General features: G+C 71.7%; 12 protein-coding genes and 1 tRNA gene. 5 read left to right on the top strand and 8 right to left on the bottom strand.

The annotated features are described in order from the left end of the window. Positions 1-54: 54 nt before the first annotated feature. The gene (locus KAG51_RS08705) at positions 55-393 is read left to right on the top strand and encodes a helix-turn-helix domain-containing protein (protein ID WP_290582697.1); all 339 of its coding nucleotides are present in this window, start codon (positions 55-57) and stop codon (positions 391-393) included. A 141-nt stretch (positions 394-534) separates the two neighbouring features. Here KAG51_RS08705 and KAG51_RS08700 read toward each other — a convergent pair whose 3' ends face one another. Further along, a complete protein-coding gene (locus KAG51_RS08700; RefSeq protein ID WP_290582695.1) occupies positions 535-1,806 on the bottom strand; it encodes an Nramp family divalent metal transporter in 1,272 nt (423 codons plus the stop codon). Between the two features lie 22 nt (positions 1,807-1,828). Between KAG51_RS08700 and KAG51_RS08695 the strand changes: the two genes are divergently transcribed. Together KAG51_RS08695 and KAG51_RS08690 are read left to right on the top strand one after the other, a co-directional pair. Next, positions 1,829-3,388, top strand: a complete 1,560-nt coding sequence (locus tag KAG51_RS08695; protein ID WP_290582693.1) for an NAD(P)/FAD-dependent oxidoreductase — start codon at positions 1,829-1,831, stop codon at positions 3,386-3,388. Positions 3,389-3,451: 63 nt separating this feature from the next. Next, positions 3,452-3,527: transfer RNA gene (locus KAG51_RS08690), tRNA-Lys, on the top strand. Positions 3,528-3,584: 57 nt separating this feature from the next. Here KAG51_RS08690 and KAG51_RS08685 read toward each other — a convergent pair. Together KAG51_RS08685 and KAG51_RS08680 are read right to left on the bottom strand one after the other, a co-directional pair. Continuing rightward, positions 3,585-4,865, bottom strand: a complete 1,281-nt coding sequence (locus KAG51_RS08685; protein ID WP_290582691.1) for an HNH endonuclease signature motif containing protein — start codon at positions 4,863-4,865, stop codon at positions 3,585-3,587. 595 nt (positions 4,866-5,460) lie between these two features. Further along, complete coding sequence (locus KAG51_RS08680; RefSeq protein WP_290582689.1) at positions 5,461-5,871, bottom strand: CoA-binding protein; 411 nt, start codon at positions 5,869-5,871, stop codon at positions 5,461-5,463. Positions 5,872-5,932: 61 nt separating this feature from the next. On the opposite strand from KAG51_RS08680, the gene KAG51_RS08675 reads away from it, so the two are divergent. Continuing rightward, complete coding sequence (locus KAG51_RS08675; protein ID WP_290582687.1) at positions 5,933-6,259, top strand: zf-TFIIB domain-containing protein; 327 nt, start codon at positions 5,933-5,935, stop codon at positions 6,257-6,259. Between the two features lie 39 nt (positions 6,260-6,298). After that, the gene (locus KAG51_RS08670; RefSeq protein ID WP_290582685.1) at positions 6,299-7,135 is read left to right on the top strand and encodes an NAD-dependent epimerase/dehydratase family protein; all 837 of its coding nucleotides are present in this window, start codon (positions 6,299-6,301) and stop codon (positions 7,133-7,135) included. On the opposite strand, the gene KAG51_RS08665 is transcribed toward KAG51_RS08670, so the two are convergent. The 5 genes from KAG51_RS08665 to kdpA are packed head-to-tail and all read right to left on the bottom strand — an operon-like array spanning position 7,117 to position 14,563. Continuing rightward, positions 7,117-7,806, bottom strand: coding sequence for a response regulator transcription factor (locus KAG51_RS08665; protein ID WP_290582683.1), 690 nt, complete (start codon positions 7,804-7,806; stop codon positions 7,117-7,119). The two genes, KAG51_RS08670 and KAG51_RS08665, sit on opposite strands and share 19 nt — an antisense overlap. After that, a complete protein-coding gene (locus KAG51_RS08660) occupies positions 7,803-10,319 on the bottom strand; it encodes an ATP-binding protein (protein ID WP_290582681.1) in 2,517 nt (838 codons plus the stop codon). Before KAG51_RS08660 ends, KAG51_RS08665 begins: the two co-directional genes overlap by 4 nt. Positions 10,320-10,323: 4 nt before the next feature. Continuing rightward, positions 10,324-10,878 (bottom strand): potassium-transporting ATPase subunit C, encoded by a 555-nt coding sequence (locus KAG51_RS08655; protein WP_290582679.1) that lies wholly within the window; start codon positions 10,876-10,878, stop codon positions 10,324-10,326. A 5-nt stretch (positions 10,879-10,883) separates the two neighbouring features. Continuing rightward, positions 10,884-12,869, bottom strand: a complete 1,986-nt coding sequence (gene kdpB, locus KAG51_RS08650) for a potassium-transporting ATPase subunit KdpB (protein WP_290582980.1) — start codon at positions 12,867-12,869, stop codon at positions 10,884-10,886. A gap of 20 nt (positions 12,870-12,889) precedes the next feature. Further along, positions 12,890-14,563, bottom strand: a complete 1,674-nt coding sequence (gene kdpA / locus KAG51_RS08645) for a potassium-transporting ATPase subunit KdpA (protein ID WP_290582677.1) — start codon at positions 14,561-14,563, stop codon at positions 12,890-12,892. Positions 14,564-14,608: the final 45 nt, after the last annotated feature.

Raw genomic sequence — 14,608 nt, 5'->3', positions numbered from 1 at the left:
ACTTACTTCTCGTAAGTACTACCTGTGGGTTAGCATGAGCTCAGGAGGTCGACCATGAGTGCACCCGAGTACGACGTGTTCGCGACGCAGTGCCCGTCGCGCGAGACGCTCGAGCTCGTGACGAGCCGCTGGGGCACCCTGACGCTGGCGGCCCTGAACGACGTCGAGAGCGCACGCTTCGGCGAGCTGCGGCGCCGGATCGACGGCATCAGCGACAAGATGCTGTCGCAGACGCTCAAGCAGCTCCTGGCCGGCGGGCTGGTCTCGCGGACCGAGCACGACACGCTCGCCCAGCACGTCGACTACGCCCTCACCGACCCCGGGCGGACCGTGGCCCGCTCCGTCATGGCGCTGGTGCAGTCGGTCTACCGCGTCCAGCCCACGCTCCGCTGACCTGCGCGGTGGAGCGGTGAGTTGTCCACCTTTCGGAACCCTCCCGGGGGTGGGCGGTGAGTTGTCCACCGCATGAGCGCTCATACCGTGGCTGAGCCACCGCCCTGGGTGGAACACTCACCGCCCGCACACCGCGGGGGCTCAGAAGACCCCGGTGACGGCCTTGTAGAGCTCGTTGGCGCCCACGGCGATGAACATGACGGCGCAGATGCTGAGCACGACGTTGCCGAGCAGGCCGTTGCGCCACTCGCGCGGCACCCGGTCGGTGTTGAGCAGGCCCAGAAGCGTGAGCGCCAGGAACGGCATGAAGATCGATCCCAGCACGCCGTACGCCAGGATCACCGCGACCGGCTCGTCGAGGAACAGCAGCGCCATCGACGGGAACGTCAGCCACAACACGTAGGCGCGGTAGTACGTGCCCCGGGCGTGCATCCGCGGATCGTCCTGGTCCAGGCCGCGCGACGTGCCGAGGTAGTCCGCGAACATCAGCGAGACGCCGTGCCAGACCCCCAGCAACGACGAGAACGACGAGGCCCAGAAGCCGAACAGGAACAGCTTGCCGAAGAACTCGCCGTACCGGTCGTCGAGCACGTCCGAGAGGCCGATCAGCGCTCGGTCGCCCGTACCGACGGCGATGTTGCTGCTGTAGAGCAGCTCGGCGCCGACGACCAGCATCGCGACGACGAAGATGCCGGTCATGACGTAGGCCATCGAGTTGTCGAGGCGCATGACGCGCATCCAGCCCGGCGTCGACCAGCCCTTCTCGCGCAGCCAGTAGCCGTACGCCGCGAGCGTGATCGTGCCGCCCACGCCGCCCGCGACCGCGAGGGTGTTGACGAGGCCGCCCTCGGGGATGCGCGGCGCGAGCCCACCCACCATCTCGGGCAGGTTGGGCGTGGCCAGGATCGCCGCCCCCACGACGGTCGTGAACATGATCCCGACGAACGTCGCCATGAGCTTCTCGACCAGGCCGTACCGTCCCAGCCACACGAGCGCGAAGCCGGCCAGGCCCATCGCGATGGCCCAGACCTTGAGGTCGGGACCGTCGGGGAACAGCGCCACGAGCGGGAGCGCCGAGGACGACATCGCGGTCGCTCCGTAGACGACGCCCCAGATCACGATGTACGGACCGAAGTACCACCCGGTCCATCGGCCGAGCGTCTGCCAACCCTGGAAGATCGTGCGGCCCGTGGCCAAGGTGAACCGGCCGGCCCCCTCGACCAGCGCGATCTTGAACAGCGTGCCGAGCACGACCGCCCACAGCAGCGCGTAGCCGAACTTCGAGCCCGCCGTCAGGGTCGCGACGAGGTCACCCGCACCGACACCCGTGCCGGCCACCACGAGCCCTGGCCCGACCAGCTTCCACCGCGCCCTGACCTGACGCGCCTCCTGCTCTCCCCCGTGATCGTCCATCGACCCACCGTAGGTTGAGCACGTGACCAGCACCACCGAGCACCGTGACGTCGTGATCGTCGGCGGGGGCCACAACGCCCTGGTCGCCGCGACCCTGCTGGCTCGCGCCGGCCTGGCCGTGGCGGTGCTGGAGCGCCTCGAGCACGTGGGTGGTGCCGCGGTGAGCGCCCAGGCGTTCCCGGGCCTCGAGGCCCGCCTCTCGCGGTACTCCTACCTCGTGAGTCTCTTCCCCGACCGTCTGCGGGAGGAGCTCGGCCTGCGCCTCGAGCTGCGGTCGCGCGACACCGCCTCGTACAGCCCCTACGTCCGCGACGACGGCTCGCCCGACGGACTCCTGGTCGAGACTGTCGTGGGTGATCCCACGCGGGAGTCGTTCCGACGGCTCACGGGCGGCGACGACGAGCTGGTCGCATGGGAGCGCTTCTACGCCGATGTCGAAGGCCTGGCGGCGGCCGTGGCGCCGACCCTGCTCGGGCCCCTGCCGTCGGTCCGCGACGTCCGCGCTGGCATCGATCCCGCGACGTGGCGCGACCTGGTGGAGCGACCCCTCGGCGAGGCGATCGAGCGCCGGTTCACCGACGACCTGGTGCGCGGGGTCGTGGCGACCGATGCGTTGATCGGCACGTTTGCCTCGCTGCACGAACCGTCCCTGAGCCAGAACCGCTGCTTCCTCTACCACCTCGTCGGGAACGGGACGGGTGAGTGGCGCGTCCCCGTGGGCGGCATGGGGGCCGTCACGGGTGAGCTGGAGCGAGTGGCTCGCGAGGCCGGAGCCGAGATCGTCACAGGCACCCCGGTCGAGACCGTCAGTGCGGGCGAGGACGCGGTGCTCGTGACCTCCGGCGATCGCACCTGGCGCGCCGCGCACGTCCTGTCGGGCGTGGCTCCCGCGGTCCTGGCCGATCTGCTCGGGTCACCCGTCGACACGCGCCCCGAAGGGTCGCAGCTCAAGGTCAACCTGCTGCTGTCGCGTCTCCCGCGCCTCCGCAGCGGACTCGACCCGCAGGTCGCGTTCGCCGGCACGCTGCACCTCGGCGAGTCCTACACCGAGCTCGAGACCGCGCACGCCGAGGCCTCGGCTGGCCGCCTGCCCACCCGCGCCGCGGGCGAGGTGTACTGCCACACCCTGACCGACCGCAGCATCCTCGGCCCCGAGCTCGCGGCCACCGAGGCTCAGACCCTGACCTACTTCGGACTCCACACGCCGCCTGCCACGCTGGGCGATGCCCCGGCAGCGGAGGAGGCCTACGCGCGGGTCGTGGCGGCGATCGAGGAGCACCTGGCCGAGCCGCTCTCCCCTTTGGTGCTCGGCGTCGAGGTCAAGACCCCGAGCGACATCGAGACGGCGCTCGCGATGCCCGGCGGCCACATCTTCCACGGCGATCTCGCCTGGCCGTGGCTGGAGGAGGGCGAACCGGCCGACACTTCCGCGACCCGCTGGGGCGTGGCCACCGCGCACCCGCGGGTGCTGTTCTGCGGCAGCGGTGCGCGGCGCGGCGGTGCCGTCAGCGGCCTGGGTGGCCATGCGGCGGCCGCAGCGCTCGTGGAGCAGCTGGGGCTCGGGGACCTGGACCTGTCGTGAGTCCGCGCTCGGAGGCCGCCCGATTTCAGAACCGGGGCCCCGGCTGGTAACGTTCTTCCCCGCGCACCCCTAGCTCAATTGGCAGAGCAGCTGACTCTTAATCAGCGGGTTCTCGGTTCGAGTCCGAGGGGGTGTACCACTCGCCCTCCGACCTCCGGGTCGGAGGGCGTTTCGCGTTTCTGGGCTGCGGTGCCCGTCAGGCGCGCATGGGGTAGTCGGTTCTTCGCGCGCGTGCGGCGTGGCGGATGGCGCGGAGGTGGTGGCGGGTAGTGCGGCGTCGGGTGAGGTCGATGGGTCTGCCGTCGCGGGTGGACAGGTCGAATTTGCCGTGGCCGAGGGCGTCGATGATGAGTAGGCCGCGGTGGACGAGTGAATGGCAGTTGGTGCAGAGGCCGATGAGTCCGTCGAGGTCGGTCTTGCCGCCGTTGGACCACCAGGTGGTGTGGTGGATCTCGAGGTGGGTGTGGGTGCAGCCGGGTGCTGCGCACTGGCCGTGCTGTCGGGCGTTGACGGCTTTGCGTTGGGGTGGGGTGGCGAGGCGGATGGTGTCGCCGACGTTGAGGATCTGTGCCTGCTCGATGTCGTCATCACTGGTGAGGATGGGGGTGATGTCGCCGGTGCAGGCCAGGTAGGAGAGGAGCTGGGGTCCGATGGGCCCGAAGCCGGTCAGCTCGGCCGGCTCACCGACCGGTTGGGCCGTCCCGGGTTCCGCGGTCATGGCCTCGTGGAGGGTCTCGACCCCCACGATGACCGAGAGCTGGGGGCGGATGCCCTTGCTCGACGGCAGCCCGGATTCGAGGACGGACGAGAGGAGCCGGTCGAGTCCGGCGACACGACGCTCGGCACTGCTGCGGTCGTCGTTCGCGACCGTGGGGATCGACAACGAGTCGAGGACGGCCTTGAGCTTCGCGCCGGTCTCAGTCTTGAGGAACCCCGTCAGGTGCCAGCCCTCGGGCACGGGTGAGAGTTGGAGGTCTTCTTTGGCCATCCCGTTGATCCACGCCTCATCCAACGCCTCGGGGTAGACCGCATCCCGCAGGGCGCGAACCACCCGGCGCAGCTGCACGGGTTCATGGGTGGTCGCGACCGCCAGGAGCCACGGTTCAGCATCGGTGACGATCTCCGTGCCGATGTGCTTGAGCCCGAAGGTGAAGAGCTTGACGTGGTCCAGACGGATGTCACCAGCGACAGCCGCCTCGGCCACGGCGGGCAGCTCACGCATCGTGTGGTCCGCGGCGATCAGGCTGCGGGTGGTGCGGGCGTCGAGGCGCAGGTGGTCCCGCGCCCAGGCGGTGACGGTCGAGGCGCCGTCGAGCTCGTGGTCGGCGGTGCGTTCCAGCTCCGCCAGATGGTGAGCCTTGGCGGCGTCGAGCGCGTCCTGGGCGGTCTGGATCGCGACCAGGGCGGATCGGTGGTCGGTGCCGGTGACGGCGTGCGCGGCGGTACGGAGCGCGTGCACTGTGGGCCCCGAAACCATGATTCGAGTGTAGTCGAACAGGTGTTCGATGGCAAGGGGTTGGGGGCAGATTTCCGCTGGGGTTGCAGGTCTTTCTGACAGGCAGTCCGGTCAGATCGGGGCGGGCGGAAACCACCTGCTTCTGGTCGTTGCTGCTTGTACGGGGTGACGGTTCGCGGTCAGCTGTCCGGGGTCTCGATACTGGTCCTCGTCCCTCGGACCAACTCGACCACCGGGTGGGGTGGTGACGGCGCGAGGTCGGCTGTCCGGGGTCTCGATACTGGTCCTCGTCCCTCGGACCAACTCGACCACCGGGTCGGGTGGTGGCGGGGTGCCGTGAGGTGTCGGGGTCTCGCTCCCCCTAGGACTTCGTTCTGGGAGGTACCCCCACGGCCGCTCGCAGAGCTCGCGAGCCACCCGACCAGCAGGGGGCGGGTGGCGACGACCTGCTCTGGTCCTTGCTGCTTGTCCGTCACGACGGCGCGAGGTCAGCCGTGGGGGTCTCGATACGGCCGCTCGCAGAGCTCGCGAGCCACTCGACCAGCGGTGGGGGCCGCGCTCGCGAGCCGCTCGACCGGCGGGTGGCGCTGGCGGGCCACTCGACCGGCGGGGGTGGTTAGCGGCGGTTCCACTCGATCGCGGGGCAGGTGTCCATGACCATCGGCACACCGGCAGCGGCGGCCCGGTCGAACGCGGCCTCGTCGATCACCCCGAGCTGGAGCCAGATGGCCTTCGCTCCCACCTCGATCGCCTCGTCGACGAACTGACCCGCGGCCTCGGACCGGCGGAACACGTCGACCACGTCGATCTCGAAGGGCACGTCGGCGAGGGTCGCGTACCCCTGCTCCCCCAGCACGACCGGCGCGTCCGGGTGGATCGGCACGATGCGCTTGCCACGCTGCTGCAGGAGCGCCGCGATCGAGTGGGCGGTGCGGCTCGTGTCGGTCGACAGGCCGACGACGGCCCACGTGTGCAGCTCGTCGAGCATCAGGTCGACGGCTGCCTTGTCCTGCCAGTTCGCGCTCATGAGGCCACGGTAGGCCGGAACTCCCGGAGCCGCGCGCGCGTTGCGTGATCAGAAGGAGCTGATGACCACGATGAAGTGCCCCACCGACGGAACGACGCTCACCATGAGCGAGCGAGCCGGCGTCGAGATCGACTACTGCCCCGAGTGCCGCGGCGTCTGGCTGGACCGCGGCGAGCTCGACAAGATCCTCGACCGCGCCGCCGCCGAGGTCGCCCCGGCTGCACCCGCCGCGCCGCCGATGACGCCCGCGGCCCCGCAGCCGCCCTACCGCGACGAGCCCTACCGCGACGATCGCTACTCCGGGGACCGCGGCTACCGGGGCGACTCTTACGGCAAGCCGTACCGCCGGAAGAAGAAGGAGCACTGGCTCTCCGAGCTCTTCGACTGAGCCGGGAACACCCCGCCGCAGCTCCCGGTTGAGGATGACATGAAGATCGTGCTCACCGGGGGAACCGGCTACATCGGGTCAGCCGTGCTCGACCGTCTCACGACGGCCGGTCACGAGGTCACGGCGATCGTGCGCAGCGACGCCTCACGCGCCACGGTCGAGCAGGCCGGCGCTACCGGCCTCGTCGGCGATCTGTTCGACTCGACCTGGCTGCGCGAGCAGCTCGTGCAGCACGACGCCGCGATCCACACCGCGGCCGGCAGCGACGCCGACGACCAGGCGCTCAACACCTCCGTCGTCGAGGCGGCGATCGCGGCCTTCGGCGGGACGACCAGCCCGTTCGTGCTGACCGGCGGGGTGTGGACCTACGGCTCGGGCACTGACCTCGCCGAGGACGCCGCAGCGAACCCGGTGCCACTCACGGCGTGGCGAGTGCCGCTCGAGCGACAGCTGCTGGCGTCCGACGTGCGAGCCAGCGTCATCCAGCCCGGCATCGTCTACGGTCACGGAGCCGGCATCCCGGCGATGATCATCAGCCAGAAGTCCTACCCCGGCACCGGCGACCAGCACTGGACCACGGTCCATGTCGACGACCTCGCCGAGCTGTACCTGGCGGCCCTCGACGCGCCCGGCGGCCAGGCGTACCTGGGCGTCAGCGGCGAGAACCCGATGGTCCGCGAGATCGGCGGGGCCATCGGCCCCGAGGTGACGGCCCAGGGCGACGAAGCCACGCTCGAGACGCTCGGCGCGTTCGGCGAGGCGCTGCTGCTCGACCAGCAGGCCTCCGGCGCCAAGGCCCGAGCCGATCTCGGCTGGACTCCGAGCCGTCCCACGCTCGTCGAGCTGCTGCGTGAGGGCTATTCCTCGGACCGCTGAGCCACCAGGCGGTACCCCTGGCCCGGATCGGTCAGGAACAGCACGGGGTGCGCCGGATCGGGCTCGAGCTTGCGCCGCAGCTGCGCCAGGTAGACGCGCAGGTAGTGCGACTCGCGCCCGTAGCCGGGACCCCAGACCTCCCGGAGCAGGTCCTGCTGCGAGACGAGGTGGCCAGCCCGTCGGGCGAGCACCTCGACGAGATGCCACTCGGTGGGCGTCAGACGCACGACCTCGCCCTCGCGCTCGGCTCGGCGCTCGGTCACGTCGAGACGCACACCTGAGCCCGTCACGACGAGCGGGGGCTCCCCCGCTGCCGTGCGCCGGACCGCGGCCCGCACTCGTGCCATGAGCTCCTCCATCTCGAAGGGCTTCGTCACGAAGTCGTCCGCACCGGAGTCGAGCGCCTCGACCTTGTCGTCGGTCTCGTGGCGGGCCGAGAGGATCACGACGGGCACCGCATGCCGCTCGCGCAGCCGTTGGAGCACCGCGAGCCCGTCCAGGTCCGGCAGACCGAGATCGAGGATCACGGCATCGGGCAGACGCTCCTGCACGATCTGCAGCGCGGAGCGGCCGTCCGCCGCGGTCTCGACCTCGTAGCCGCGCGCCCGCAGGTTGATGCCGAGCGTGCGCACGATCGCCGGGTCGTCGTCGACCACGAGGACGAACGTCATCGAAGCCCTCCCTCCTCGCCCCGCGCCGGCAGGTCGACCACGAAGGTCGTGCCGCCGCCGGGCGTGTCGTCGAGCGCGAGGGTACCGGCCATCGCCTCGGTCAGCCCTCGCGCGACGGCCAGTCCCAGCCCGATGCCGGAGCCACCAGGCACGTCGCCGAGCCGTTGGAACGGGGCGAAGACCCGCTCCCGATCGGCCGCGGCGATGCCCGGGCCGGTGTCGGTGACCCGCAGCACGACCCGCGCCCCGACGAGGGTGGCGTCGACCCGCACGGCGGCGGGGGCCGGGGCGTGGCGGACGGCGTTGCTCACGAGGTTGTCGACGACGCGCTCGAGCAGGCCGCCGTCGGCCCAGGCGAGCAGCCCGGGGTCCAGGTCGATCTCCACCCGCTGCGCGTCGCGCGGCTCCAGGGTGGCCACGACGACCCGCACCAGAGCGTCGAGCTCGACCGGTCCGCTCCGGGTGCTCACGGCCCCCGCCTCCAGCCGGCTCATGTCGAGCAGATTCGCGACCAGGGCGTCGAGACGGTCGGCCCCCTCCTCGATCGTGGCCAGAAACGCCTCGGTGTCGTCCGGGCTCCAGTCGATCGCGCCGTTGCGCAGGCTCGACGCGGCGGCCTTGACCGAGGCGAGCGGCGTGCGCAGGTCGTGCGAGACGGCCGCGAGCAGGGCCGCGCGCGCCCGGTCGGCCTCGGCGAGCGCCTCGCGCTCGGCACTCTCGCGGGCCGCCGCCCGCCGTTCGGCCAGGACCCGCACGTGGGCCGCGTAGGCCGTCATGAGCCGCAGCTGGTCGGGCGAGGGCGCGTGGCCGGTGAACACCAGCGAGGTCGTCTCGTCGACCTCGATCGTGGTCCGGACGTCGCCCGTGTCGCCAGCCCCCTCGTCCGACACCACCAGCTCGGCGCCGTCGCGGTCCACCACGGCCACGCGGCGCAGGCCGAACACCTCACGCGCCCGGCCGACGACGTCGCCCACGTCGAGGCCGGCGTGCAGGAGCCCGTGCGCGAGGGCCGACAACGCGTCGGCCTCGGCGGTGGCCCGCAGGGCCTGCGCCGTGCGGCGGGCTGCCAGGTCGACGACCGAGGAGACGGCGACCGCCACCACGATGAACAGGGCCACGGCGTACGCGTTCTCGGCCGAGCCGATGATCAGCGTGCGCAGTGGAGGCGTGAAGAAGTAGTTGAGCGCGAATCCGCTGACGAGCGCGGCGACGACGGCGGGAGCCAGGCCCCCCACGAGCGCGGTCGCCACCACCACGACCATGAACAGCATCGACTCGCTCGGCAGCGAGTGCAGGTCGGGCGTCACGAGCATGCCGGCGGCCAGGGCGAGCGGCCCGAGCACCGCCAGCACGAAGCCGGCGATCCGTCGCCGCACCGCGAGGGCGGGTCTCGCGCGGACGTCACCGCGCTGCCGGCGGGCCTGGTCGTGCGTCACGATGTGCACGTCGATGTCGCCGGACTCCGCGATCACGACCTCGCCGATGCCGGGGCGCACCAGGGTCGAGACACGGCCGCGCCGGCTCGCACCGATGACGACCTGGGTCGCGTTCTCGGCCCGGGCGAATGACAGGATCGCGCCGGCCGCGTCGTCTCCCACGACGCTGTGGAAGGACCCGCCCAGGTCGGCGGCCATCGCGCGCAGCTCCTCGAGCCGGACCGTGGGGTGGTGCACGAGCCCGTCGCCGCGGGCGACGTAGAGCGCCATCCACTGCCCGCCGCCCGTGCGCGAGGCGATCCGGGCCGCCCGTCGCATGAGCGCCTCGGACTCCGGCCCTCCGGTCACCGCCACGACGAGGCGTTCCCGGGCGGCCCACGTCGCGTCGATGTCGTGCTGGGCCCGGTAGCGGGCGAGGCCCTCCTCGACCCGGTCGGCCAGCCACAGCAGGGCGACCTCGCGCAGCGCGGTGAGGTTGCCCTCGCGGAAGTACTGCCCGAGGGCGGCGTCGACCCGGTCGGCCGGGTACACGTTGCCGTGGGCCATGCGTCGCCGGAGGGCCTGCGGGCTCATGTCGACGAGCTCGATCGCGTCGGCCGACCGGACGAACCGGTCCGGCACGGTCTCGCGCTGCTGCACCCCCGTGATGGCCTCGACGACGTCGTTGAGCGACTCCAGGTGCTGCACGTTGACCGTCGTGATGACGTCGATCCCGGCGGCGAGCAGGGCCTCGACGTCCTGCCAGCGCTTGGCGTGCTCCAGCCCCGGCACGTTGGTGTGGGCCAGCTCGTCGACGACCGCGACCTGTGGGTTCCGGGCGAGCAGACCGGGCAGGTCGAGCTCGGTCTGCTCGGTGCCCCGGTACGTCACGGTGCGCCGCGGCAGCACCTCGAGCCCGCCGATCCGCTCGGCGGTGTGGGTCCGGCCGTGCGTCTCGACGACCCCGACCACGACGTCGGTGCCGCGGCCCGCGCGCCGGCAGGCCTCGTCGAGCATCCGGTAGGTCTTGCCGACACCGGGAGCCGCGCCGAGGTAGACCCGCAGGGCACCTCGCCCCGGCTCCTGGAGATCGCTCACGGGATCAGTCTGCTCCCTCGAGGGCGCGGTTGAGCGCCAGGACGTCGACCCGGGGCTGACCGAGGAAGCCGAGCTGGCGGCCCGAGGTGTGGGCCCGCACGAGCCGCTCGACCTCCGCGACCGACAGCCCCCGGTCCTGCGCCACCCGGTCGACCTGCAGTGCCGCGTACTCCGGGGAGATGAACCGGTCCAGGCCCGAGGCCGACGCCGTCAACGCATCGGCCGGCACCGATCCCGGGTCGACGCCCTCGACCTGCGCCACCGCGGCGCGGCGCTGCTCGATCAGGTCGAGCAGGTCGGGGCTCGACGGGCCGAGGTTGGAGGGGCCGGACGCGAGGCCGTCGTCGTCGTTCGCGGACGGACGGCCGTGGAACCAGTCGTCGTCGGCGACCGGGAAGTCCTGGCCGATCGAGGCCTCGTGGCCCGGCACGACCTGACCTGCGGCCCAGATCACCGCGGGGTACCCGATGCCCAGCAGGAGCGTGGCTACGAGGAGCAGACGCGCCCCGACCCAGGCCTGGCGGCCGGTCGACGTGAGCACGTGCGTGAGGTTCGACATCTGGTTCACCCGATTCCCGGAATCATCGACACCACGAGGTCGATGAGCTTGATGCCGACGAACGGGACGACCAGGCCGCCGAGTCCGTAGACGAGGACGTTGCGGCGCAGCAGCGCCTCGGCCGACAGCGGCCGGTACTTCACGCCGCGCAGCGCGATCGGGATGAGCGCCACGATCACGAGCGCGTTGAACACGACCGCCGACGCGATCGCCGACTGCGGCGTCGAGAGCCGCATGACGTTGAGCGTGTCGAGCGCGGGATACGCGGCCAGGAACATCGCCGGCAGGATCGCGAAGTACTTGGCCACGTCGTTGGCGATCGAGAACGTCGTCAGGGCACCGCGCGTGATCAGCAGCTGCTTGCCGATCGCGACGACGTCGATCAGCTTGGTCGGGTCGGAGTCGAGGTCGACCATGTTGCCGGCCTCCTTCGCCGCCGACGTGCCGCTGTTCATCGCGACGCCGACGTCGGCCGCGGCCAGGGCGGGGGCGTCGTTGGTGCCGTCGCCGGTCATCGCGACGAGGCGTCCGCCCCGCTGCTCGGTGCGGATCAGCGCGAGCTTGTCCTCCGGCGTCGCCTCGGCGAGCACCTCGTCGACCCCGGCCTCACGGCCGATCGCGGCGGCCGTCCGGGGATTGTCGCCCGTGACCATGACGGTCCGGATCCCCATCGCGCGAAGCTGGGCGAACCGCTCGACCATGCCGTCCTTGACGACGTCCTTGAGGTGCACGACCCCGAGCGACCGCCTGCCGTCCGGCCCGGACTCCGCCACGACCAACGGTGTCCCGCCGGCGCCGCTGACCTCGTCGACCTGCTCCTGCACCGCGGCCGGGAGGTCGGCGCCGAGCCAGGCCTGCACGGCGGAGCCGGCGCCCTTGCGCAGGGACCGCCCGTCGGCCAGGTCGACCCCGGACATGCGGGTCTGGGCCGTGAACTCGGCGAACGTCGCGCCCGCCGGGAGGTCGCGGTCGTCGGCCCCGCGCTCCAGGGCGAGATCGACGATCGAGCGGCCCTCCGGCGTCTGGTCGGCCAGGCTCGTGAACCGCGCGACGTCGCGCAGCTCGTCGGCCGTGACCCCGGGGGCCGGCCGGAAGTCGGCCGCCCGCCGGTTGCCGTACGTGATCGTGCCGGTCTTGTCGAGCAGCAGGGTGCTGACGTCGCCGGCGGCCTCGACGGCGCGTCCGGACATCGCGAGCACGTTGACCCGGACCAGCCGGTCCATGCCGGCGATGCCGATCGCCGAGAGCAACGCCCCGATCGTGGTCGGGATCAGACACACCAGCAGCGCCACCAGCACGAGCGGCTCCTGCGGCGCGCCGGCGTAGTCCGCCATCGGCGCCAGCGTCACGACCGCGACCAGGAACACGATCGTCAGGGTCGTGAGCAGGATCGACAGGGCGACCTCGTTGGGTGTCCGCCGCCGCTCCGCGCCCTCGACCAGCGCGATCATCCGGTCGAGGAACGTCTCCCCCGGGGCCGCCGTGATCTGCACGACGATCCGGTCCGACAGCACCCGCGTGCCGCCCGTGACGGCCGAGCGGTCGCCGCCGGCTTCCCGGATGACCGGCGCGGACTCCCCCGTGATGGCCGACTCGTCGACGGACGCGACGCCCTCCACGACGTCGCCGTCACCGGGCACGACCTCGCCGGCCTCGACCACGACGCGGTCACCGATCGTCAGGGCACTGCCTGGCACGACGGTCTCGGTGCCGCCCGGCTCCAGGCGCCGTGCGGTGACGTCGTTGCGCGCCGCCCGCAACGAGTCCGCCTGGGCCTTGCCGCGCCCCTCCGCGACGGCCTCGGCGAGGTTGCCGAACACGACGGTGAGCCACAGCCACACGGCGATGAACCAGGCGAAGACCGACGGGTCGGTGATCGCGACCGCAGTCGTGGCGATCGAGCCCGTCCACACGACGAACATCACGGGGCTGCGCCACAGGTGGCGGGGGTCCAGCTTGCGCAGGGCTTGCGACAGCTGAGCCGCCAGCATCGGCAGCAGCGACGAGGTGGTCACGAGAGGGCTCCGTTCGTGAGGGCCTCGGCGACGGGCCCGAGGGCGAGGGACGGCAGGTAGGTCAGGCCGGTCACGAGCAGCACGACCCCGACGAGCAGCGAGCCGAACAGCACGGTCTGGGTCGAGAGCGTGCCGGCCGTGGTCGGCACGGGACGTTGGCGCGCCAGCGAGCCCGCCAGAGCCAGGACGAGGACGATCGAGCCGAACCGGCCCAGCAGCATCGCCGTGGCCAGCGCGAGCTGGAAGAACGTCGAGGTCACGGTGATGCCGCCGAAGGCGCTGCCGTTGTTGTTCGCCGCGGAGGTGAAGGCGTAGACGACCTCGCTGAAGCCGTGCACGCCGGTGTTGCCCAGCGCGTCACGGGTGGACGGCAGCGCGATCGCCACCCCCACCCCGATCAGCACGATCGCCGGCGTGATGAGCGTCGTCAGCGCGACCCACGTGATCTCGGGCCGCCCGATCTTCTTGCCGAGCAGCTCGGGCGTGCGCCCGACCATGAGTCCGGCGACGAAGACCGTCACGACGGCCATCACGAGCATCCCGTAGAGCCCCGATCCGACGCCGCCGGGCGAGACCTCGCCGAGCATCATGTTCACGAGTGCCGCACCACCACCCGCGGGTGTCAGCGAGTCGTGGGAGGCGTTGACGGCGCCGGTCGAGGTGCTGGTCGTCGCGGTCGAGTACAGGATCGAGCCCCACGCGCCGAACTGCGTCTCCTTGCCCTCCATCGCCGCTCCTGCGGCGCGGGCGGCGACGCCCTGACCCGTGGTCTCGGCCCAGGCCGCGACGGCCAGGGAGGCCGTGAACAGCGCGGCCATCGCGCCCAGGACCGTCAGGCCCTGGCGACGGGAGCCGATCATCGTGCCGAACGTGCGGGTCAGGCAGACCGGCACGAGCAGGAGCATCAGGATCTGCAGCAGGTTCGAGAACGGCGTGGGGTTCTCGAACGGGTGCGCCGAGTTCGCGTTGAAGAAGCCGCCGCCGTTCGTGCCGAGCTGCTTGATCGCCTCCTGGCCGGCGACCGGTCCGCCGGGCACGACCTGGCTGCCACCGGTGACGGTCGTGATGGTCTGGTCCGCGAAGCTCTGGACCACCCCCTGCGTGAGGAGGAGGACGGCACCGACGACCGCCACCGGCAGCAGGACTCGGCCGGTCACGCGCACGAGGTCGACCCAGAAGTTGCCGACCGTGCCGGACCGGGAGGCCAGGAAGCCGCGCACGAGGGCCACCGCGACACAGATCCCGACGGCTGCGGAGAGGAAGTTCTGCACCGCGAGGCCGGCCATCTGGGCCGTGAAGCCGAGCGTCGACTCCCCCGCGTAGGACTGCCAGTTCGTGTTGGTCACGAAGGAGACGGCCGTGTTGAGGGCCATGTCCCACGGCATGCCCGGCAACCCGCGCGAGAACGGCAGGTGCTGCTGCCCCATGAGGATCGCGACGAGCAGGGCGATGCCGACGGCCGAGAACGCGAGCACGCTCGTGGCGTAGGAGCGCGCACTCTGCTGCGCCTCGGGATCGACGCCGAGCAGGCGGTACAGGCCTCGCTCGAGGCGGGCGTGGCGCGTGCCGGTCACGACGCGCGCCATGTGGTCGCCGAACGGGGCCCACAACAGGGCCAGCAGGAGGCCCAGGACCGCGATCGTGAGCAGGCCGGAGGTGGTGTCGTTCACGCGCGCCTCAGAACCGGTCCGCCAGGACCAGCGCGACGAGCAGGT

Source organism: Aeromicrobium sp., from assembly GCF_023146395.1.
In the GTDB taxonomy this organism is placed as follows: Bacteria; Actinomycetota; Actinomycetes; order Propionibacteriales; family Nocardioidaceae; genus Aeromicrobium.
The sequence above is the reverse complement of the archived record's forward strand: the minus strand, read 5'-3'. Positions and strand labels throughout refer to the sequence as shown.